Source organism: Aliihoeflea sp. (assembly GCF_052435475.1).
In the GTDB taxonomy this organism is placed as follows: Bacteria; Pseudomonadota; Alphaproteobacteria; order Rhizobiales; family Rhizobiaceae; genus Aliihoeflea.
This window is the reverse complement of record NZ_JBQVMV010000004.1, coordinates 224421-243925: the sequence shown is the minus strand read 5'-3', so window position 1 is coordinate 243925 and position 19505 is coordinate 224421. Positions and strand designations below refer to the sequence as shown.

Sequence of the window (19505 nt, the reverse complement as noted above, 5' to 3'; positions counted from 1 at the left end):
AGCCGGTGATGTTCCTCGCGATGGCGGACTTGAATTCGGATCGATGGCGGCGCACATTCAATAACTATTATTGGATGGAGTGTTCGCCATGGCGATCAGCGCCGAACTTGGGCCGCATCTGGAGCAGTTTGTCGCCAAGCTGGTGACGTCCGGACGCTACAACTCGAAAAGCGAAGTCTTGCGCGACGGCTTGCGTTTGCTGGAGGAGCGCGAGGCGAAGCTGGCGGTTCTGGACGCGATGGTCGCAGAGGGGTTGGCGGATATCGATGCCGGTCGCGTTCATGCCGCAGAGGACGTATTTGACGAACTGGAAGCTGAAATTCGGGCAATGGCCGCGGCCCGTTCGTGAAGGCCGTCGTCTAGTCGGCAGCAAGAGCGGATATCCGGCAGATCGGTCTCTGGATCGCGCGGACAAATCCGGCCCGGTCGCTCAGTTTCGTTGCAGAACGACGAACGGCCTGCCTCGGATTGGCGAAACTTGCCGCACGGTTCCAACTCGTGCCTCGCTATGAGCGGCAGGGCATCCGCCGGCGGGTCCACGGCAATTATCTCATTCTCTACAAAGTTCATGCCGCGCATGTTCACGTGGTTCGCGTGATCCACGGCGCGACGGACTACCGGCAACTCCTCGACGACGATTCCCTGACATGAAAAACCCCGCCGGATCGCTCCGGCGGGGTCTTTTGTCCGTTCAACGGAGCCTTGCGGCTTAGTTGTCGGTGTTCTGCTTCTTCAGCGCGGCGCCAAGAATGTCGCCGAGCGAAGCGCCGGAGTCCGTCGAACCGTACTGTGCGACCGCTTCCTTCTCTTCGGCGATTTCGAGCGCCTTGATGGAAACGGACAGACGACGGGTCTTCTTGTCGAACTGGGTGACGCGGGCATCAACCTTCTGGCCGACCGAGAAACGCTCGGGGCGCTGCTCGTCGCGGTCGCGCGACAGATCCGAGCGCTTCACGAAGCTCTCGATGTCGTGGTCGACGAGGTTGACCTCGATGCCGCCGTCCTTGATGGCCGTGACTTCACAGGTGACGATCGCGCCCTTGCGCAGTTCGCCGGAAGCGGCGGCGTCGCCGATCGCATCCTTGCCGAGCTGCTTGATGCCGAGCGAGATGCGCTCCTTCTCGATGTCGACGTCGAGAACCTGCGCCTGCACCATGTCGCCGCGGTTGTACTCCTCGATGACCTGCTCGCCCGGACGCGTCCAGTCGAGGTCGGAGAGGTGAACCATGCCGTCGACATCGCCTTCGAGACCGATGAACAGGCCGAATTCGGTCTTGTTCTTGACCTCGCCCTCGACGATTGAGCCGGACGGATAGGTACGGGCGAACACTTCCCACGGATTCTCGAGCGTCTGCTTGAGGCCGAGCGAAATGCGGCGCTTCTGCGGGTCCACTTCGAGCACGACAACGTCGACTTCCTGAGTCGTCGACAGGATCTTGCCGGGGTGGACGTTCTTCTTGGTCCAGGACATCTCGGAGACGTGGATGAGGCCTTCGATGCCGGGCTCCAGCTCGACGAACGCGCCGTAGTCGGTGATGTTCGTGACCTTGCCGGTAACGCGCTTGCCGATCGGGTAACGCGTGCCGATGCCTTCCCACGGGTCCGCCTCGAGCTGCTTCATGCCGAGCGAGATGCGGTGGGTTTCCTGGTTGATGCGGATGATCTGGACCTTGACGGTCTGGCCGATCGACAGGATTTCCGTCGGGTGGTTGACGCGGCGCCAAGCCATGTCGGTGACGTGCAGCAGGCCGTCGATGCCGCCGAGATCCACGAACGCGCCATAGTCGGTGATGTTCTTGACAACTCCTTCAACGACCTGACCCTCTTCGAGGTTCTGGACGATCTCGGAACGCTGCTCTGCACGGCTCTCTTCGAGGACCGTACGGCGCGAAACGACGATGTTGCCGCGGCGCTTGTCCATCTTGAGGATTTCGAAGGGCTGCGGGTTGTGCATCAGCGGGGTGACGTCGCGGATCGGACGGATGTCAACCTGGGAGCGCGGCAGGAACGCCACGGCGCCGTCGAGATCGACCGTGAAACCGCCCTTGACCTGATTGAAGATGATGCCTTCGACGCGCTCGCCGGCCTCGAACTTGGCTTCGAGCTTAACCCAGCTTTCCTCGCGGCGCGCCTTGTCGCGCGACAGCATGGCTTCGCCCAGCGCGTTTTCGATGCGCTCAACATAGACTTCGACTTCGTCGCCGACCTTGAGCTGGCCGTCCTTGGCCTTGGCGCCGAATTCCTTCAGCGGGACACGACCTTCGACCTTCAGGCCGACGTCGATGATGGCCATGTCTTTTTCGATGGCCGTGACGATGCCCTTGACGACGGACCCTTCAGCCGAATGGTTCTCGGAGAAGGACTCCTCGAGAAGGCTGGCGAAATCGTCACGGGATGGGTTTGCGTTTGACATTTAAGCTCCTGGAAGCTCGGGCATCGCCACGAGCGGCGCCGGGGTTGGTGTTGACAAGGCCCGCTGTCGCATCGATCCCTCAGGATCGAAAGTTCGGCGCAGGATGCGACGGGGCCGGTTCTTTACGCGAAAAGCGGAATGCCCACGGTCACGACCTTTTGGAGGGTCGCGAGGCAGGCCGTCCGATCTTCAGGACTTCGCCCGGGCTGCGAGCCGATCATCGATCAGGATTTTCGCAGCCTGGAAGGCCGCTTCTATATCCATTTGCGTCGTGTCGAGCAAGTGCGCGTCGTCGGCGGGGCGAAGCGGCGAATCCGTCCGGCCCATGTCGCGGGCGTCGCGACGTGCGATATCGGCCAGAACGTCGTCGTAGGAGACCTCCGGCGCATCCTGATGGCGGCGCAGCGCGCGGGCCTCCGGAGACGCCGTCACGTAGAGCTTCACGTCGGCATCCGGGCAGACGACCGTGCCGATATCGCGCCCGTCGAGCACGGCGCCGGGCGGGGTCGAGGCGAAATCGCGCTGCTTGGCGACGAGCGCACGGCGCACGGTCGGCATGACCGCAACGCGCGAAGCCGCCTCGCCGACGCCGTATTCGGAAAGCTGATCGCGGTCGAGCGCCGACAGGTCGAGCGCCGCAGCAACCTGCTCGGCCAGGTTCTCGTCGTCGAGGGAGAGGTCTTCCATCAACAGCGCGCGGGCGACGGCGCGATAGGTCAGCCCGGTATCGAGATGCGGGAGGCCGTAATGGTCGGCGAGACGACGCGCGAGCGTGCCCTTGCCGGACGCGGCGGGGCCGTCGATGGCGATGACGAGCAGGTCGGTCGGGCCGGTCATTCGATTTCCGCGCCCAGCGACGCCATCAAATCCATGAATTCGGGGAAACTCGTCGCGATCATCGCGCGGTCGTCGACGGTCACCGACTTTTCGGCGGCAAGGCCCAAGATCAGGAAAGCCATGGCGATGCGGTGGTCGAGATGGGTCTTGACGATGCCGCCGCCGAGGCCCTTGCCGCCCGGACGGCCGGTGACGCGCAGGAAATCGTGGCCTTCGACGCAGGTCACGCCATTGACCTTGAGACCGTCGGCGGTCGCCGTCAGGCGGTCGCTTTCCTTGACGCGCAATTCGTCGACGCCTTCCATCACGGTCTCGCCCTCGGCGAACGAGGCGGCGACGGCGAGGACGGGATATTCGTCGATCATGAATGGTGCGCGGGCGGGCGGCACGGTGACGCCCTTCAGTTCGGAATAGCGCACGCGCAGGTCGGCGACGTCCTCACCGCCGGCATCGCGGCGGTTCAGAAGCTCGATCGAGGCGCCCATTTCGAGCAGCGTGTCGATCAGCCCGGTGCGCGTCGGGTTCATCAGGACGTTCTCGATGGTGATGTCCGAACCCGGCACGATGAGCGCCGCCACAAGCGGGAACGCGGCTGACGAGGGATCGCCCGGGACGGCGATGGTGCGGCCCGTCAGCTTGCCTTCGCCGACCAGACGGATGTGGCGGACGCCTTGCGAATCCGTCTCGACGTCGAGCTCGGCGCCGAAGCCTTTCAGCATCTTTTCCGTGTGGTCGCGGGTCATGATCGGCTCGATGACCGTGGTGATGCCGGGCGTGTTGAGGCCGGCGAGAAGCACGGCGGACTTGACCTGCGCCGAGGCCATCGGGACGCGGTAGGTGATCGGCGCGGCGCGGCGGGGACCACGAAGCGTCAGCGGCATGCGATCGCCCTCGGCGGAGGAGACGATCTGCGTACCGAACTCGCGCAGCGGGTCGAGCACGCGCTTCATCGGTCGCCTGGACAGGCTCTCGTCGCCGATGAAGGTCGTCTCCATGTCGTAGGTGCCGACGAGGCCCATGGTGAGGCGCGAGCCGGTGCCGGCATTGCCGAAATCGAGCGGGGCCTCGGCCTCGAGAAGCGCGCCATTGCCGGTGCCCCGGACGATCCACTCGCTTCCGGTCCTCGTTATCGCGGCGCCCATCGCCTTCATCGCCTCGCCGGTGCGCAGCACGTCTTCGCCTTCGAGCAGGCCGGTGATGCGCGTTTCGCCGGCCGCAAGGCCGCCGAACATCAAGGAGCGGTGCGAAATCGACTTGTCGCCGGGCACGCGGACAGTTCCGGCAAGCGGATGGCCGGCACGGGCGGTCGCTGGGCTGGGCTGGCTTGGTGCGGACATTCGTGACTCTTCGAGACAGGTGGGGCGGGAAGCCGGACAGATGGGATGGCGGCTTCCTAACACGCGTTTTCGCGCCGGTCATCCCTGTGCGGCCCGACGCGGCGATTGCCCGTTGACATAGGCTTTGACAGTCGGTCATTCAGTAGTTATGGGGACCGCACTTTTTCATCCGAACGCGACCGTCTTGCCCCATCCCGTCGACCGGGACCATGCGGGCGGCGTCGAAGCCCGAAGACACGATGAGGCTCACCGTGGCTAAACCCGAACTTGGCACCAAGCGAATCTGCCCCGAGACGGGCCGTAAGTTCTATGACCTAAACAAGGACCCGGTCGTCTCGCCCTATACCGGACAGTCCTATCCGCGATCCTATTTCGAGAGCGGCTCGCCGGTCGAGGAAGAGGAAGAGGTCGAAGAGAAGGAAGTCGACGAGGTCGAGGAGGGCGATGCCGACACGGTTTCGCTCGAGGAAGCCGACGAGGAAACCAAGGGCGGTTCCGACTCTCCCGACGTCGACGAAGATGACGACGACGTCGAACTCGACGACGATGACGACGACACGTTCCTCGCCGACGACGAGGACGAGGACGATGACGGCCTCGACGACATCATCGGCGTCGGCGACGACGACGAAGACCACTGACGTCAGGTCGCCTGCCCGAAGCATTCTTTCCCGCGCTTTTGGGCTTGCAATCGATCCGAGGCGGCGCTAGAAGCCGCCTCGCACCGGCAGATACCGTCGGTTTGGGGCCATAGCTCAGCTGGGAGAGCGCCTGCATGGCATGCAGGAGGTCAGCGGTTCGATCCCGCTTGGCTCCACCAATTTCTATCTCACGGCAGTTCGCTTCGCTCACGCCTCCGATGGGGCGGGCGAAAGCCCGGGCCGCAGTCGCGGCCTGATATCGCCGTGAAATCTTCATGTTCGCTCTTGTCCCCCTCCGTCCGTCGAGATGGCTTGCAGGCGATTGAGCCTCCATGCTTACTGATCATCCGCATCGTAAGTCGAGGCTCGCGTGAACCGATTTCGTCAGATTCTGGCTGTTCTAATTTTGCTCGCGGCGCCCGCGACCGGCGCATTCGCGCAGGAGAAGCCGGGGGCCGACCAGGTGCTGCACAACTGGTACCACATGGTGCTGGAACTGGTTCGGCATACGCCGACCTATTCGCCGCCGGTTGCCAGTCGCGCCTTCGCCTATCTCGGCGTCACCGCCTACGAGGCCACCGCGAGCGGCGGCGGGCTTGCTTCGCTTGCGGGACAGTTGAACGCACTGACGCCTGCACCCGAACGCGAGTCGGGTGCGCTTTACGACGAAGCGGTCGTCATGCAGGCGGCGATGGCGTTCGGCGTGCGCAATTTCTTCGGAAATACCGGTCCGACCGGGCAGCGTGCGATGAAGGCGATGGAGGCGCAACTTTCGATACTTGCGGCTGCCGGGCTGCCCGAAGACGTCGTTGCGCGAAGCATCGCCTATGGCGAGGCGGTGGGTGCGCATGTCCTTGACTGGTCGATGGAAGATGGCGGCGCCGTTGTCGAGAATATGGGCTTTCCCTTCGAACATGCACTGACCGACCGGCCGGGCGCCTGGGCACCGACGAGCCTTGTCGTGCAGCAGCAGGCGCCGCTTTTGCCGAAATGGGGAGAAAACCGGGCATTCGCCATGCCGACCGGCGCCTCCTGCCCCCTGCCCCCGCCGCCTTCCTACAGCGAGGAGGCGGGTTCCGACTTCCATGCCGAGGCGCTGGAGGTCTACGAGACCTCGAAGGCGCTGACGCCGGAACAGACGGCGATCGCGCGGTTCTGGTCGGACGATCCAATGCTGTCGCCGACGCCGCCCGGCCACTGGATTTTCATCGCGATGGAAATCCTGCAGGAGAAGAAGGCGGACGTCGCGGAGCGCGCCGATCTTCTCACCCGGCTCGGCGTGGCGCTGGCCGATTCCTTCATCGGCTGCTGGCATGCGAAATACGAATACGACCTGATCCGCCCGGTCACGTATATCCGCCGCTTCATCGACCCGAACTGGCAGCCGATCCTGATCACGCCGCCCTTCCCCGAATATCCGAGCGGGCATTCGACGCAGTCCGGCGCGGCAGCAGAGGTGCTGACGGCGCATTTCGGCGTGGGCTTCGCCTTCAAGGATGCGACCCACGAAGACGAGGGGCTCGCGATACGCGCGTTTCCCGACTTCTGGGCGGCGGCGGAGGAGGCGGCGATGTCGCGGCTTTACGGCGGCATCCATTTTCGCGCCGCGATCGAGCGCGGGCTCGACCAGGGTCGCTGCATCGGCGCCCACGCGACCGCGCTGAAGACGGTGAAGTAGGCCATGCGCTTGGCCATCGCGCTTTCGGTCGCGCTTTCCGCCAGCGTCGCGGGCGCACATGCGCAGGAGATTCCGAGCTTCGTCGAGGAAACCGACGCGGCAGGGATCGACAGCGTCTTTCAGGGTGAGTGGGAGTACATGGTCGGCGGCGGGGTCGCCGTGTTCGACTGCAGCAATGACGGGTTTCCCGACATGCTTTTGGCGGGCGGCTCGGCACCGGCGAAATTCTATCGCAACGTCAGCGAGGTCGGCGGCGCGCTGCGGTTCGAGGCGACGGAGAGCGGGGCGGAGCTCGACGCGGTCGCAGGCGCCTATCCGCTGGACATCGATGGCGATGGGATCACCGACATCGTTCTCCTGCGCGTCGGCGAGAACGTCGTCCTGCGCGGGCTTGGCGAATGCCGGTTCGAGCGCGCCAATGAGGATTGGGGTTTCGACGGCGGCGATGGCTGGTCGACCGCATTCGCGGCGACATGGGAAAGAGGCGCGGATTTTCCGACACTTGCCATCGGCAACTATGTCGACCGGAACGAGCAGATGTTTCCTTGGGGATCTTGTACCGACAACTGGCTGCACCGGCCTGCGGTGGGCGAGCGCCGTTTCGCCGCGCCACTTCCGCTGACGCCAAGCTACTGCACGCTCTCGATGCTGTTCACCGACTGGAACCGATCGGGCACGCCGAGCCTGCGGGTTTCGAACGACCGCGAATACTACAAGGGCGGGCAGGAGCAGCTCTGGCATGTTGCGCCTGGCGAGGCGCCGGCGCTCTACACGGCCGAGGAAGGCTGGCAGCGGCTGCGCATCTGGGGCATGGGGATCGCCTCCTACGATCTCGGCTTCGACGGCTATCCGGACTATTTCCTGACGAGCATGGCCGACAACAAGCTGCAGCGGCTCGTGCGGCCCGAGACGGGCGAGTTGCTGCCGCGCTATGACGATATCGCCTTCGCCAAGGGCGTAACGGCGCACCGGCCGTATGTCGGCGGCGAGATCCAGCCGAGCACGGCCTGGCACGCACAATTCGAGGACGTCAACAATGACGGGCTGATCGATCTGTTCGTCGCCAAGGGCAATGTCTGGGAGATGCCGGATTTCGCGCAAAAGGACCCGAACAATCTCCTGATCCAGAAGCCGGACGGCACGTTCCTCGAGGCGGGCGACACGGCCGGCGTTGCCAGCATGTCGACGGGCCGGGGAGCTGCGCTGGCCGATTTCAACCTCGACGGGCTAGTCGATCTGGTCGTCGTCAACCGGCACGACAAGATGCAGATCTGGCGCAATGCGAGCCCGGATGCCGGGCGCTGGGTGCAGGTGAAGATCGAGCAACCCGGCCCGAATCGAGACGCGATCGGCGCGTGGATCGAGGTCAGGCGCGGTGACGTTACCATGCGGCGCGAGGCGACGTCCGGCGGCGGGCACGTCAGCGGGCAAACCGGCTGGTGGCATTTCGGGCTCGGCGATCTGGACGAGGCCGAAATCCGCGTCATCTGGCCGGATGGTTCGGAAGGCGACTGGGCGCGCGTTTCGGCTGACGGCTTCTACGTGCTGGCGCGCGATGCGGAGCCGGTCGCGTGGGCGCCTAGCGGCCGCTGATTTTCCGCCAGGCGGCGAAGTCTGTCAGCGTCTTGTCCTCGGTCGCGGGGTAGAGGCCGAGGATCGAGCGGCCATTCTGCACCTCTTCGGTGACGAAATCCTCGAAAGCAGTCATCTCGACCGCTTCTGTCGCGAGTTCGTCGGCGAGATGGGAGGGGAGCACGACGACGCCGTCGCTGTCGCCAACCACGACGTCGCCGGGGAAGACCGGCGTGTCGCCGCAGCCGATCGGCACGTTGATGTCGATCGCCTGATGCAGAGTCAGGTTGGTCGGGGCCGAGGGGCGGGTGTGATAGGCGGGGATGGCGAGGTCGGCGATCTCGGCAGAATCGCGAAAGCCGCCATCGGTGACGATGCCGGCGACGCCGCGCACCATCAGCCGGGTGACCAGAATGCCTCCGGCGGACGCGGCGCGGGGGTTCTTGCGGCTGTCGATGACCATTACCGCGCCGGGCGGGCAATCCTCGATCGCCTTGCGCTGCGGATGGGCGCGGTTTCGGAAGACTTCCAGCCCGTTCAGATCCTCGCGGGCGGGCATGTAACGCAGCGTGAAGGCTTCGCCGACCATGGTGGGCTTCGACGGATCGAGCGGATGGACGTCCTGAATGAACTGGTTGCGCAGGCCGCGCTTGTAGAGCGCCGTGCAGAGCGTCGCCGTCGAGACGGTCTTTAGCTTGTCGCGGGTTTCGGTCGACAGGGCCATGGGATGCTCCTCAGTAGATCGCGGGCTCGTCCACCGGACGGCCGAATTCGGTTTCCAGGAAGTCGAAGTCGCAGCCTTCATGGGCCTGGCGGATGTGCTTGGAGAACATCCAGCCATAGCCGCGCTCGTAGCGTGGCTCCGGCGCTTTCCATGCCACCTTGCGGGATGCCAGTTCCGCGTCGTCGACTTCGAGGCGGATCGAGCGGGCGGGAATGTCGAGGCTTATCAGGTCGCCTGTCCTGACCAGCGCGAGCGGACCGCCAACGAAGGATTCGGGCGAAACGTGGAGGATGCAGGCGCCGTAGCTGGTGCCGCTCATGCGCGCGTCCGAAATGCGGACCATGTCGCGCACGCCCTTACGCACGAGCTTCTTCGGGATCGGCAACATGCCCCATTCGGGCATGCCCGGCCCGCCGAGCGGACCGGCATTCCTGAGGATCAGCACATGGTCGGCGGTGACGTCGAGATCGTCGCTGTCGATCACCGCCTTCATCGAGGGATAGTCGTCGAAGACGAGTGCCGAGCCGATGTGGCGCTGGAAGCGCGGCTCGCAGGCGCTCGGCTTGATGATGCAGCCCTCGGGCGCGAGGTTGCCTTTCAGGACCGCGAGCGCGCCTTCGCTGTAGATCGGGTCGTCGAGCGGTCGGATGACGTCCGCATCGTGGACTTCGGCCCCGGCGATGTTTTCGCCCAGCGTGCGGCCGGTGACGGTGATGCAATCGGAATGGAGATGATCGCCGAGCTGCGCCATCATCGCCGGCATGCCGCCGGCATAGAAAAAGTCCTCCATCAGGTATTTTTCGCCACTCGGGCGAATGTTGGCGATGACCGGAACGGTACGGCTGGCGCGGTCGAAATCGTCGAGCCCGATATCGGCGCCGGCGCGTCGAGCCATCGCGATCAGGTGGATGATGGCGTTGGTGGAGCAGCCCATCGCCATCGCGACCGCGATGCCGTTCTCGAACGCCCCGCGCGTCTGGATGTCGGAGGGCTTCAGATCCTCCCACACCATCTCGACGGCACGGCGGCCGGAAGCCGATGCCATGCGGATATGGTTGGAATCGGCGGCGGGGATGGAGGATGCGCCGGGCAGCGTCATGCCGATCGCCTCGACGATGCCGGTCATGGTCGATGCCGTGCCCATGGTCATGCAGGTGCCGTAGGAGCGGGCGATGCCGCCTTCGAGCCCCTGCCAGTCGGCATCGGTGATGTTGCCGGCGCGGCGCTCGTCCCAGTATTTCCAGGCATCCGAACCGGAGCCCAGCACGCGACCCTTCCAGTTGCCGCGCAGCATCGGGCCGGCGGGGACGAAAACGGCCGGCAGGTTCGCGCTCGTTGCGCCGAGGAGCAATGCCGGCGTTGTCTTGTCGCAGCCGCCCATCAAGACGACGCCATCAAGCGGGTGCGAGCGGATCAGTTCCTCGACATCCATGGCGAGGAGGTTGCGATAGAGCATCGTCGTAGGCTTGACGTTGCTTTCCGACAGCGACAGCGCCGGAAGCTCGACCGGGAAGCCGCCGGCCTGCAGGACGCCGCGCTTCACGTCTTCGGCGCGCTGGCGGAAATGTGCGTGACAGGGATTGAGGTCGGACCAGGTGTTGATGATGCCGATGATGGGCCGGCCGGCCATCTCCTCATTGGCAAAGCCCATCTGCATCATGCGCGAGCGATGGCCGAAACTGCGCAGATCGTCCGGCGCGAACCAGCGCGCGCTGCGCAATTCGCCTAGGCTCTTCCGTTTCGTCATCATCGTCCTCCACAATGACCACTCACATTGCCTCTTGCGCTAGTATATTTGAAAGCGGTGTGCAACCGCCGAATCGCGAGTGTCCCGGATTGGAACATGTCGCGTGGAGCGCTATACCGGTTGCAAGGGGTCCCATATGCTGCAACCAGTGCGCCGCCGTTCGCTCGCCGACGAGATCTACGATCAGCTTCGCCGCATGATCGTAACGCTCGAGCTGAAGCCGGGAGAAACCCTGGTGGAGAAGGAATTGTGCGACCGGTTCGCGGTCAGTCGCACGCCGGTGCGCGAAGCGATCCTGCGACTGGCCGATCACGGGCTGGTCGAGATTGCCCCGCAGCACGCGACCTTCGTTTCAGGCATCGACGTGCGCGCGGTAAGGCAGGCGCATTTCCTGCGCAGCAATCTCGAGATCCCGCTGATCCGCCAGCTTTGCGCCACGCCGGGCCTCGACCTGTCGCGGCCGCGCGCGATCCTCGTCGAACAGCAGGTCATGATGGCGGATACGGAGTTCGCCTCCTTCATGCCGCTCGACGATCTCTTCCATCAGTCGCTGTTCGAGCTCGGCGGCCTGCGCGAAATCTGGTCGGTCATCCATTCGCGCAAGGCGCAGCTCGACCGAATTCGCTTCCTGCAGGCGCCGCAGGGCGGAAAGGTTCCGATGCTGGTTCAGGACCACAAGGCGATCCTGGACGCAATCGCCGCACAGGACGCGGCCGCGGGCGAGGCAATGCTGCGCCGGCACGTGGCCGGGGCGGTGATCTTCATGGAACAGCAGCTCCTCTTGGAGCCGGACGCTTTCCAGCCACGGACGACGCCGGGCGAGGCTGTGTTCCGCGCTCACGAACCGGGTTGACCGTGGGCGCCCATGCTGCACTAATGTATCAGCACGCGGCGCCTTCGGAGGAATGGGATCGATGCGAGCGACGGCCCCAACCGGCGCGGAAAGTGCGACGGACGTTTATGGCGACCTGCGCGCGCGCATTCTGTCACTCGACCTGCCGCCCGGAAGCCAGTTGTCGCGGAGCGAATTGCAGGCAGCCTATGGGCTGAGCTCCACGCCGGTGCGTGACGCGCTGCTGCGGCTTCAGGAGGAGGGGCTTGTCGATATCTACCCGCAATCGCGGACCCTCGTCAGCCGGATCGATCTCGGCCACGCGCGCGAAGCGCATTTCCTGCGAAGTTCGGTCGAACAGAGCATCGTGCGGCGGCTGGCAAGCGAACGGAATGGCGAGCTCGTTCGCAAGCTCGAACATATCACCGCCCTGCAAATCGATTGCGAAGCCGCGAACGATCTCGCCGGTTTCGCGAGCCTCGACCTGACATTTCATCGCACGCTCTTCGACGCGGCAGGCCTGATGCGGCTGCACGGAGTCATCCGCCGCGAGAGCGTCCATATCGATCGCCTGCGCGCCCTGCATCTGCCGATGGGCGACAAGACGAAGCGGATTCTCGACGAGCATCGCGCGATCATCGAGGCGATTGCGGCCGGAGCGCCGGACCGCGCCGATGCCGCGATGGCGTTTCACCTCTCGCAGTCGATCACCATCGCAAAGGAACTCAGCCGTTCCCGGCCGGACTATTTCGTGCCCGGCCCTTCCTGAAACCGCCCGAAAGCGGAGACGCACAATGAATCCCAACCCCCTCGCCCGCGCGATCACAGGAATCTCCGGCATTCTCGTCGCCCCCTTCGACCGTGAGGACAGGCTGGACGCCAGGCCGCTTGGGCCGATCGTCGACCGCGCCGTCACGGCCGGAATCCATGTTTTGGTCGCGAACGGAAACACGGGTGAGTTCTACGGGCTGGCGCCGGAAGAGGCCGAGGATTTCGTGCGGATGGCGGCGCAGAAGATCGACGGACGCGTGCCGCTGCTGGCCGGGATCGGCCGGTCGGTCAAGGACGCCGAGCGGCTGGCGAGGACGTCCGCCGAAGCAGGAGCGGCCGGGTTGATGATCCACCAGCCGCCAGATCCGTTCGCGGCGCCGCGCGGCGTGAGCGACTATGTCAAGCGCGTGCGTGACGCGGCCGACCTGCCGATCGTCATCTATCTGCGCAACGACACGATCGGCACGGCCGCGATTGCAGAGCTTTGCAGCATCGAAGGCGTCGTCGGCGTCAAATGGGCAACCCCCAATCCGATGCGTCTTGCCGAGGCGATGGATGCGGCGCCCGACCATATCGTCTGGGTCGGCGGGCTGGCCGAGGTCTGGGCGCCGGTCTTCTACGCCGTCGGCGCGCGCGGCTTCACCTCGGGCCTCATCAATGTCTGGCCGCAGCGCTCGATGGCGATCTTCGAGGCACTGGAAGCATCCGATTATGCGCGCGCCCGCGATCTCATCGCCGGTATGCGGGAATTCGAGGCCGTTCGCGCAGAAGAGATGAACGGCACCAACGTCACTGGCGTCAAGGCAGCGCTGGCGCTGACCGGAAACGATTGCGGCCCATGCCGCCCGCCATCCGCCTGGCCGCTGACGGCGGTTCAGCACAAGCGTCTCGAGGCATTTCTGGAGCGGGCGGGGCTGAGCGTTCGAAAGGCGTCCTGAAGGATGCCGGCCGTGATGGTGAAACGCGGCGAGGCTGTAAAGTGTCTTGACAACTGGTTGAGCTTCATGGTGCGCTCCGGTCCAAAGCGACAACCTCGGGAGGCACGAAACCGGGGGCTGCATCTGGGAGGAAGAGCGTGACGCAACCGGGGTCGAACGTCCCCGCGGCGATCTGGCGTCGCCAGGCGGCCGACATCCTGTCGGCTTGGGGCCTGAGCGCGGACCACGCCGCCACGACGGCGGACATCCTGACCGAAGCCGATTTGATGGGCATCGAATCCCACGGCGTCGCCATGCTCGCGCTCTACGAACGCCAGATCGATGAAGGCGGCGCCAATCCGCGGCCCGTCATCGAAATCGTCCACGACCACGCGGCCGTCGCGCTCATCGACGCGGATGGCGGCTTCGGGCAGGTGCCATCGGCAATGGCCGTCGAGATGGCGGCCGAACGGGCGGAGAAGTTCGGCATCGCGGCCGTTGCGATCCGCAATTCAAATCATTACGGGGCCGCCGGCATCTATGCACGCAGGCTGGCCGAGCGTGGTCTCATCGGACTGTCGACCTCGTCGGTCTGGCGTTCGGCCATCGTTCCGACGGGCGGGCTGGAGCCGCGGCTCGGCACCAATCCGATCGCATTTGCCGCCCCATGCGCCGGGCAGCGTCCGTTTCTTCTCGACATGGCAACATCGACGGCGGCGATCGGCAAGCTGAAGCTCGCGGAACGGGCGGAGAAGCCGATACCGGCCGGCTGGGCGCTGGACCGGCAGGGCGCACCGCTGCTCGATCCGGCCCAAGCGCTGCGCGACACGCTTCTCGTGCCGCTCGGCGGCCACAAGGGCTACGGGCTCGCCACCATGGTCGAAATCCTGTCAAGCACGCTGTCAGGTGCAGCCATGACACCGTTGCGCGGATCGCCGGCGGGCCATCACGATGTCGGCCATTTCGTCATGGCGCTCGACCCCGCACTTTTGCGGGGATCGCGGGAGGAATTCGCCGCCGACATGGCGCGCATGGTCGAGGGCCTTCGCGAAACGCCACCGAGCGATGCCGATGCGCCCGTCATGGTCGCGGGCGACCCCGAATATCGCTGCGAGGACGAACGACGCGCCAACGGAATTCCGCTGCCGCACAAGCTCGGGCAGCAGTTGCGCGACATCTGCAGGCGCGCGGACATCGCGTTCCGACTGGAAGAGGAGGCGGTGCCGGGCTGACGCTTCGCAGGCGCCCTAACAGATTCGACAGGTCCAACAGGGAGGAAGACCGACGATGAAGACCCAAATGCTGACTGCACTCACCGTGCTTGCAGTGGCGGCCGTCGCCGCACCGGCGCAGGCGCAGCAACTGAACCTGATGACCGGGCCGCAGGGCGGCGCGTGGTATCCGCTCGGCGGCGCCATGCAGGCGATGGCCAGCGATGCGGGCCTCGCCTCGATCCAGGTCCTGCCGGGCGGCGGCATCGCCAATGTCCAGGGCGTCCAGAACGGCGATGCCGATCTCGGCTTCGGCAATTCGATCTCGACCGTCGACGCGATCGAAGGCCGCGAGCCCTTTGAGGCCGAAGCCGACAATGTCTGCAACGTCGCGACGCTCTATCCGCAGTATTTCCAGATGGTGGCGACGCAGGCGAGCGGTATCGCGACGGTCGAAGACTTCGCGGGCAAGCGCCTCAACACCCAGCCCGTCGGCAACACGGCCGAGCAGGTGGTGCGCGCGGTGCTTCAGACCGCCGGCCTCAGCTATGACGACATGTCCGCCGTCGACTTCGTCTCCTATTCGGACGGCGTCTCGCTCGTTCAGGACAACAATTCGGACATTCTGGCGCTGGGCACCACCATCCCCTCCTCGGCGGTGATGGATCTGGCCAACAGCGCCGACCTGACGGTGATCCCGCTCGACGAGGCCTTCGTCGAGAGGATGCGCGCGGAGATCAATCCCGGTTACACGAGCCTCACCATCCCGGCCGGCACCTATCCCGGGCAGGACGAGGATGTGAACGCGGTCGGCTACGCCACCCATATCGTCGCGCGCTGCGACCTCGAGGCCGAGATCGTCGAGGGGCTTTTGACCCAGATGTGGGAAAACCGGCAGGATCTCGCCGCCATCGCCTCGGTGATGGCCGACCTGTCGCTGGAAGAAATGGCGCAGGATATCGGCGTTCCCATGCATGAAGGCGCGACCGCCTTCTACGAGGCGAACGGCGTCGCCCAGTAAATCGCGACTGACGGGCGGACGCGGCCGAACCGTGTCCGCCCGGTTGCACGTGCAGTTTCGAGACAGGCCGACGACACCGAGGAGGGTGCCATGATGCGCTACGAATCGCTGATGAAGAAGCTCGTGACATTCGTGGCGGTGTCGATGAGCCTGTTTCACCTCTATGTCGCCTATGCGGGACCGCCGAACGCATTCACCCTGCGCGCGACCCATTTCGGATTCGCACTGGTGCTGGCCTATCTGTCGCTGCCGCTGTTCAGCCGCAATGCCGGCAAGGCGCCGGGTCCGCTCGACTGGCTGTTCGTGATCGGCGCCATCGTCGCGTGCGCCTATCCGATCTTCTACCAGCAATACTTCAACACGCGGATGGCCTATGTCGGCCCGGTCTCGACGACCGACCAGGCCATGGCGATCCTGATGATCCTGGTCGTGCTGGAAGCCGCCCGCCGCGCGATGGGACCGATCCTGCCGATCACGGCGCTCCTGTTCCTCGGCTACCAGGTGTTCTTCACCAACACCCGCATCCTGCGGCTGCTCGAATATCAATACATGACGACGGATGCCCTGTTCGGCATTCCCGCCCAGGTTTCGGCGACCTATGTGGTCCTTTTCGTCATCTTCGGCGCGCTGGCCGAGCGGATGGGCATCGGCAAACTCTTCACCGACTTCGCCCTCGCGCTGACGGGTCACACGGCCGGCGGTCCCGCCAAGGTGGCGGTGGTTACGTCGGGCCTGTTCGGATCGGTCTCGGGATCGGCCGTCGCCAATGTCATGACCACCGGCACGTTCACCATCCCCTTGATGAAGCGCATCGGCTATCCGAAATCGTTTTCGGGCGCGGTCGAGGCAGTGGCCTCGACCGGCGGGCAGATCATGCCGCCGATCATGGGCGCGGCCGCCTTCGTCATGGCCGAATTCATGGGCGTCAGTTATCTGACGGTCGCGACCTACGCGCTGCTGCCGGCCTTCCTTTATTATCTCGCGGTCTTCCTCGCCGTCCATTTCGAGGCCAAGAAGCAGGGGCTCAAAGGCCTTCCCAAGGCAGATCTTCCCCGCGTCTGGACCGTGCTCAGCGAACGCGGGCACCTTTTCCTGCCGCTGTTCTTCATCATCGGCGCGCTGATGATCGGACGGTCGGCGCAATTCTCGGCTCTGATGGGCATCCTCTCCATCGTCCCGGTCGTGCTGCTGCGCAAGACGACGCGGGCGGAGTTCTCGATCCAGAAGCTCGTCGACGGCCTCGAATCGGGTGCGATCAACGCCGTGATCGTCGCGCTCGCCTGCGCGGCGGCCGGCATCGTCATCGGCGTCATCGCCCAGACCGGGCTCGGTCTCACCTTCACGGGCATCGTACGCGCCGCGGCGCAGAACATGCTCCTGCCGGCGCTGCTCCTGACCATGGTCGCGGGCATCATCCTCGGCATGGGCATGCCGACGACGCCCGCCTATATCGTGCAGGTGGCGCTTCTGGTGCCGGCGCTGGTCAGGCTCGGTGTTCCGGTCGAGGCCGCGCACATGTTCGTCTTCTACTTCGCCATCCTGTCGGCCATCACGCCGCCGGTCGCCATCGCGGTCTATGCGGCGGCGGGCCTTAGTCGCGGCGGCATCTGGGAAACGAGCTGGGACGCGGTCAAGCTCGGCCTCACCGGCTACATCATCCCGTTCATGTTCGTGTTCGGCCCGGCGCTTCTGATGATCGGCGACTGGCCCGACATCGTGCTCGCCGCAATCTCGGCAACCATCGGCGTCACGCTTCTGGCCGGAGCGCTGACCGGCTATTTCATCAAGCCGGCAAGCTGGATCACGCGGCTTCTGTTCTTCGCCGCCGCCCTGTCGCTGATCAAGACCGGCTTCGTGACCGACGCGATCGGGCTGGCGCTTGCGGCTGCCGGCATCGCCGTCAATTTGAAATGGCCGGCGGCCGAACTGCCGCCGCGCACGCAAAAGCAGAGCATCGGGCATGTCGAGGCGCCGGATCATTCGCCGGTCGCGCCGGGCGACATGCTCGAAGTGCCTGCCCACGCCCCCAAGGACCCTATCGAACAGGGACGCGCATGATCTACGACCTGCGCACCTATACGTGTCGCGCCGGCACGCTGAAAAGCCATCTCGAGCTCTATGGCCAGCATGGATATCCGGTGCAAAAGCGGCATCTCGGAACGCCGCTGGTCTATGCGGTGACCGAGACGGGCAAGCTCAACTCATACGTCCATCTCTGGTCGTTCGAGAATGCCGCCGACCGGGAGGCGCGACGCGCGGCGATGGAAAAGGACCCGGACTGGGTCGCCTATCGGAAAATGAGCCGCGAGGCGGGCTATCTCGTCGCCCAGGAAAACACTCTCCTGTCTGGGCCGCTCGACTTCATCGAGGCTGATCCGCGTCAGGGGTGACGCTGGTAGTCCGTCGTGCGGCTGCGCGCCTGCATCAGGTGATAGTGCATCAGGATGCCCGCACCCGAACGGTCGCGCGAGGCGATCGCGTCGAAGATCTGCCGGTGTTCGGCGAGGACGCGCTCCCGACGCGCCTGCGAGCCGACGCGGGTCAGGCTGACGGCGACGTCGATGCCGCCCAGCATCAGTTCGCGCATCGATTCGAGGAGCGCGGGAAAGATGTCATTGCCGGTCGCCTCGGCGATGGCGCGATGAAAAGCGAAATCCTCGTCGCGGTCGTTCTCGCTGGCCTCCAGCGCGGCCAGCGCGGAGGCGATCTTTTCGAGATGGTCCTCCGTGGCGCGCTCGGCGGCCAGTTCTGCGATCTGCGGTTCGAGCGCCATGCGCGCCTCGTAGCCGCGCAGCAGCCTGGCGACGTCCGACACGGCCGCAAAATCGGTCAGACGGGCGGGCGGGCGCTGCTTGACGAAGGAGCCCGAGCCGCGCCGTGCATAGACGAGGCCATCGGCCTGGAGGCGCATCAACGCCTCGCGCACGACCGGCCGCGACACCTTGAAAGCGCGGCAGATTTCCGATTCGGAAGGCAGGCGCTCGCCTTCCTTCAGCCGCCCCAGCATGATCTGCTCGAGAAGCTGGCCGTAAAGATTGTCGGCGAGTTTTTCGCGGCGGGCCGGTGTGATCTCAATCTTCATGGATCGCAATAACTCCGGGCGCGGTTCCTTTTCCTGTCATGTCGCTCCTCCTCGACCTGCGCGGCCATCGTCACGCCGGGATCGGAATGTCCTGCGTATATTTGGGCACATGATAGCCCTTTTGAACCGCCTCGCGGCCGGCAAGTTCGACATACCAGCGCTTTACGTTCGGGAAATCCTCGAGGTCGACATCCTGCCATTCGTGGCGGGACGCCCAGGGCCAGATTGCCATGTCGGCGATCGTATAGTCGGGGCCGGCAACATGCGCTTCGCGTCCGAGCTGGCCGTCGAGAACGCCGTAGAGGCGGCGGACCTCCTTGGTGAACCGCTCTTCGGCGAAGGGCGCCTTGCCGCGATTGAACTTCAGATATTGGTGGGCCTGGCCGAGCATCGGACCGAAGCCCCCCATCTGCCACATCAGCCATTCCAGCACCTTCATCCGCGCCTTCGCCTCGGTCGGCAGGAAGCGGCCGGTCTTTTCGGCGAGGTAGATCAGGATGGCGCCGGATTCGAAGACCGACTGGCCGGTCTCCCGGTCGACGATCGCGGGGATCTTGTTGTTGGGCGAGATTTTCAGGAAGTCCGGCGCGAATTGTTCGTCCTTGCCGATATCGATGGAATGGACCTCGTAAGGCAGCGCCATTTCCTCGAGCGCGATCGAGACCTTGCGGCCGTTCGGCGTCGTCCAGGTGTAGAGATCGATCATCAAATGTCTCCGAATT

The 19505-nt window shown here is 64.9% G+C and carries 18 protein-coding genes, 1 tRNA gene and 1 pseudogene; 13 read left to right on the top strand and 7 right to left on the bottom strand.

Annotated features, from left to right (window positions below):
- Positions 1–88 precede the first annotated feature (88 nt).
- Positions 89–349 (top strand): type II toxin-antitoxin system ParD family antitoxin, encoded by a 261-nt coding sequence (locus ACT6QU_RS08135; protein WP_444563939.1) that lies wholly within the window; start codon positions 89–91, stop codon positions 347–349.
- A 29-nt stretch (positions 350–378) separates the two neighbouring features.
- A pseudogene (locus ACT6QU_RS08130) lies at positions 379–651 on the top strand (type II toxin-antitoxin system RelE/ParE family toxin); the annotation flags it as partial.
- 58 nt (positions 652–709) lie between these two features.
- Here ACT6QU_RS08130 and rpsA read toward each other — a convergent pair.
- From rpsA to aroA, 3 genes are all read right to left on the bottom strand, one after another.
- On the bottom strand, positions 710–2413 hold the full coding sequence (gene rpsA / locus ACT6QU_RS08125; RefSeq protein WP_024587963.1) for a 30S ribosomal protein S1: 1704 nt from the start codon (positions 2411–2413) through the stop codon (positions 710–712).
- Between the two features lie 189 nt (positions 2414–2602).
- Positions 2603–3250 carry a (d)CMP kinase gene (gene cmk / locus ACT6QU_RS08120; RefSeq protein ID WP_444563940.1) on the bottom strand — a complete coding sequence of 216 codons (648 nt, stop codon included), beginning with the start codon at positions 3248–3250 and terminating at the stop codon, positions 2603–2605.
- Positions 3247–4587, bottom strand: a complete 1341-nt coding sequence (aroA, locus tag ACT6QU_RS08115) for a 3-phosphoshikimate 1-carboxyvinyltransferase (protein ID WP_444563941.1) — start codon at positions 4585–4587, stop codon at positions 3247–3249. The genes cmk and aroA overlap by 4 nt, the downstream gene beginning before the upstream one ends.
- Before the next feature lie 251 nt (positions 4588–4838).
- Between aroA and ACT6QU_RS08110 the strand changes: the two genes are divergently transcribed.
- From ACT6QU_RS08110 to ACT6QU_RS08095, 4 genes are all read left to right on the top strand, one after another.
- Positions 4839–5228, top strand: a complete 390-nt coding sequence (locus tag ACT6QU_RS08110) for a TIGR02300 family protein (RefSeq protein WP_444564035.1) — start codon at positions 4839–4841, stop codon at positions 5226–5228.
- A 103-nt stretch (positions 5229–5331) separates the two neighbouring features.
- A tRNA-Ala gene (locus ACT6QU_RS08105) sits at positions 5332–5407 on the top strand.
- 191 nt (positions 5408–5598) lie between these two features.
- Positions 5599–6906, top strand: a complete 1308-nt coding sequence (locus ACT6QU_RS08100; protein ID WP_444563942.1) for a vanadium-dependent haloperoxidase — start codon at positions 5599–5601, stop codon at positions 6904–6906.
- Between the two features lie 3 nt (positions 6907–6909).
- Positions 6910–8499 (top strand): CRTAC1 family protein, encoded by a 1590-nt coding sequence (locus ACT6QU_RS08095; RefSeq protein WP_444563943.1) that lies wholly within the window; start codon positions 6910–6912, stop codon positions 8497–8499.
- On the opposite strand, the gene ACT6QU_RS08090 is transcribed toward ACT6QU_RS08095, so the two are convergent.
- Together ACT6QU_RS08090 and araD are read right to left on the bottom strand one after the other, a co-directional pair.
- Entirely contained in the window at positions 8486–9202 is a 717-nt protein-coding gene (locus ACT6QU_RS08090; RefSeq protein ID WP_444563944.1) for a ribonuclease activity regulator RraA, read from the bottom strand. The two genes, ACT6QU_RS08095 and ACT6QU_RS08090, sit on opposite strands and share 14 nt — an antisense overlap.
- Before the next feature lie 10 nt (positions 9203–9212).
- Complete coding sequence (gene araD / locus ACT6QU_RS08085) at positions 9213–10949, bottom strand: L-arabinonate dehydratase (RefSeq protein ID WP_444563945.1); 1737 nt, start codon at positions 10947–10949, stop codon at positions 9213–9215.
- 136 nt (positions 10950–11085) lie between these two features.
- Here araD and ACT6QU_RS08080 point away from each other — a divergent pair, with 136 nt between their 5' ends.
- The 7 genes from ACT6QU_RS08080 (at position 11086) to ACT6QU_RS08050 (ending at position 18091) form a co-directional block, all read left to right on the top strand.
- Entirely contained in the window at positions 11086–11802 is a 717-nt protein-coding gene (locus ACT6QU_RS08080; RefSeq protein WP_444563946.1) for a GntR family transcriptional regulator, read from the top strand.
- A gap of 61 nt (positions 11803–11863) precedes the next feature.
- A complete protein-coding gene (locus ACT6QU_RS08075) occupies positions 11864–12550 on the top strand; it encodes a GntR family transcriptional regulator (RefSeq protein ID WP_444563947.1) in 687 nt (228 codons plus the stop codon).
- A 25-nt stretch (positions 12551–12575) separates the two neighbouring features.
- A complete protein-coding gene (locus ACT6QU_RS08070; RefSeq protein WP_444563948.1) occupies positions 12576–13490 on the top strand; it encodes a dihydrodipicolinate synthase family protein in 915 nt (304 codons plus the stop codon).
- A gap of 137 nt (positions 13491–13627) precedes the next feature.
- The gene (locus ACT6QU_RS08065; protein WP_444563949.1) at positions 13628–14701 is read left to right on the top strand and encodes an Ldh family oxidoreductase; all 1074 of its coding nucleotides are present in this window, start codon (positions 13628–13630) and stop codon (positions 14699–14701) included.
- Between the two features lie 55 nt (positions 14702–14756).
- The gene (locus ACT6QU_RS08060; RefSeq protein ID WP_444563950.1) at positions 14757–15701 is read left to right on the top strand and encodes a TAXI family TRAP transporter solute-binding subunit; all 945 of its coding nucleotides are present in this window, start codon (positions 14757–14759) and stop codon (positions 15699–15701) included.
- A gap of 90 nt (positions 15702–15791) precedes the next feature.
- Positions 15792–17759, top strand: coding sequence for a TRAP transporter permease (locus ACT6QU_RS08055; RefSeq protein WP_444563951.1), 1968 nt, complete (start codon positions 15792–15794; stop codon positions 17757–17759).
- Positions 17756–18091: an NIPSNAP family protein gene (locus tag ACT6QU_RS08050; RefSeq protein WP_444563952.1), complete on the top strand. Its 336-nt coding sequence runs from the start codon at positions 17756–17758 to the stop codon at positions 18089–18091. Before ACT6QU_RS08055 ends, ACT6QU_RS08050 begins: the two co-directional genes overlap by 4 nt.
- On the opposite strand, the gene ACT6QU_RS08045 is transcribed toward ACT6QU_RS08050, so the two are convergent.
- Positions 18082–18783 carry a FadR/GntR family transcriptional regulator gene (locus ACT6QU_RS08045; protein WP_444563953.1) on the bottom strand — a complete coding sequence of 234 codons (702 nt, stop codon included), beginning with the start codon at positions 18781–18783 and terminating at the stop codon, positions 18082–18084. The two genes, ACT6QU_RS08050 and ACT6QU_RS08045, sit on opposite strands and share 10 nt — an antisense overlap.
- Positions 18784–18853: 70 nt before the next feature.
- Positions 18854–19489, bottom strand: a complete 636-nt coding sequence (locus ACT6QU_RS08040; RefSeq protein ID WP_024587980.1) for a glutathione S-transferase family protein — start codon at positions 19487–19489, stop codon at positions 18854–18856.
- Between the last annotated feature and the right edge of the window lie 16 nt (positions 19490–19505).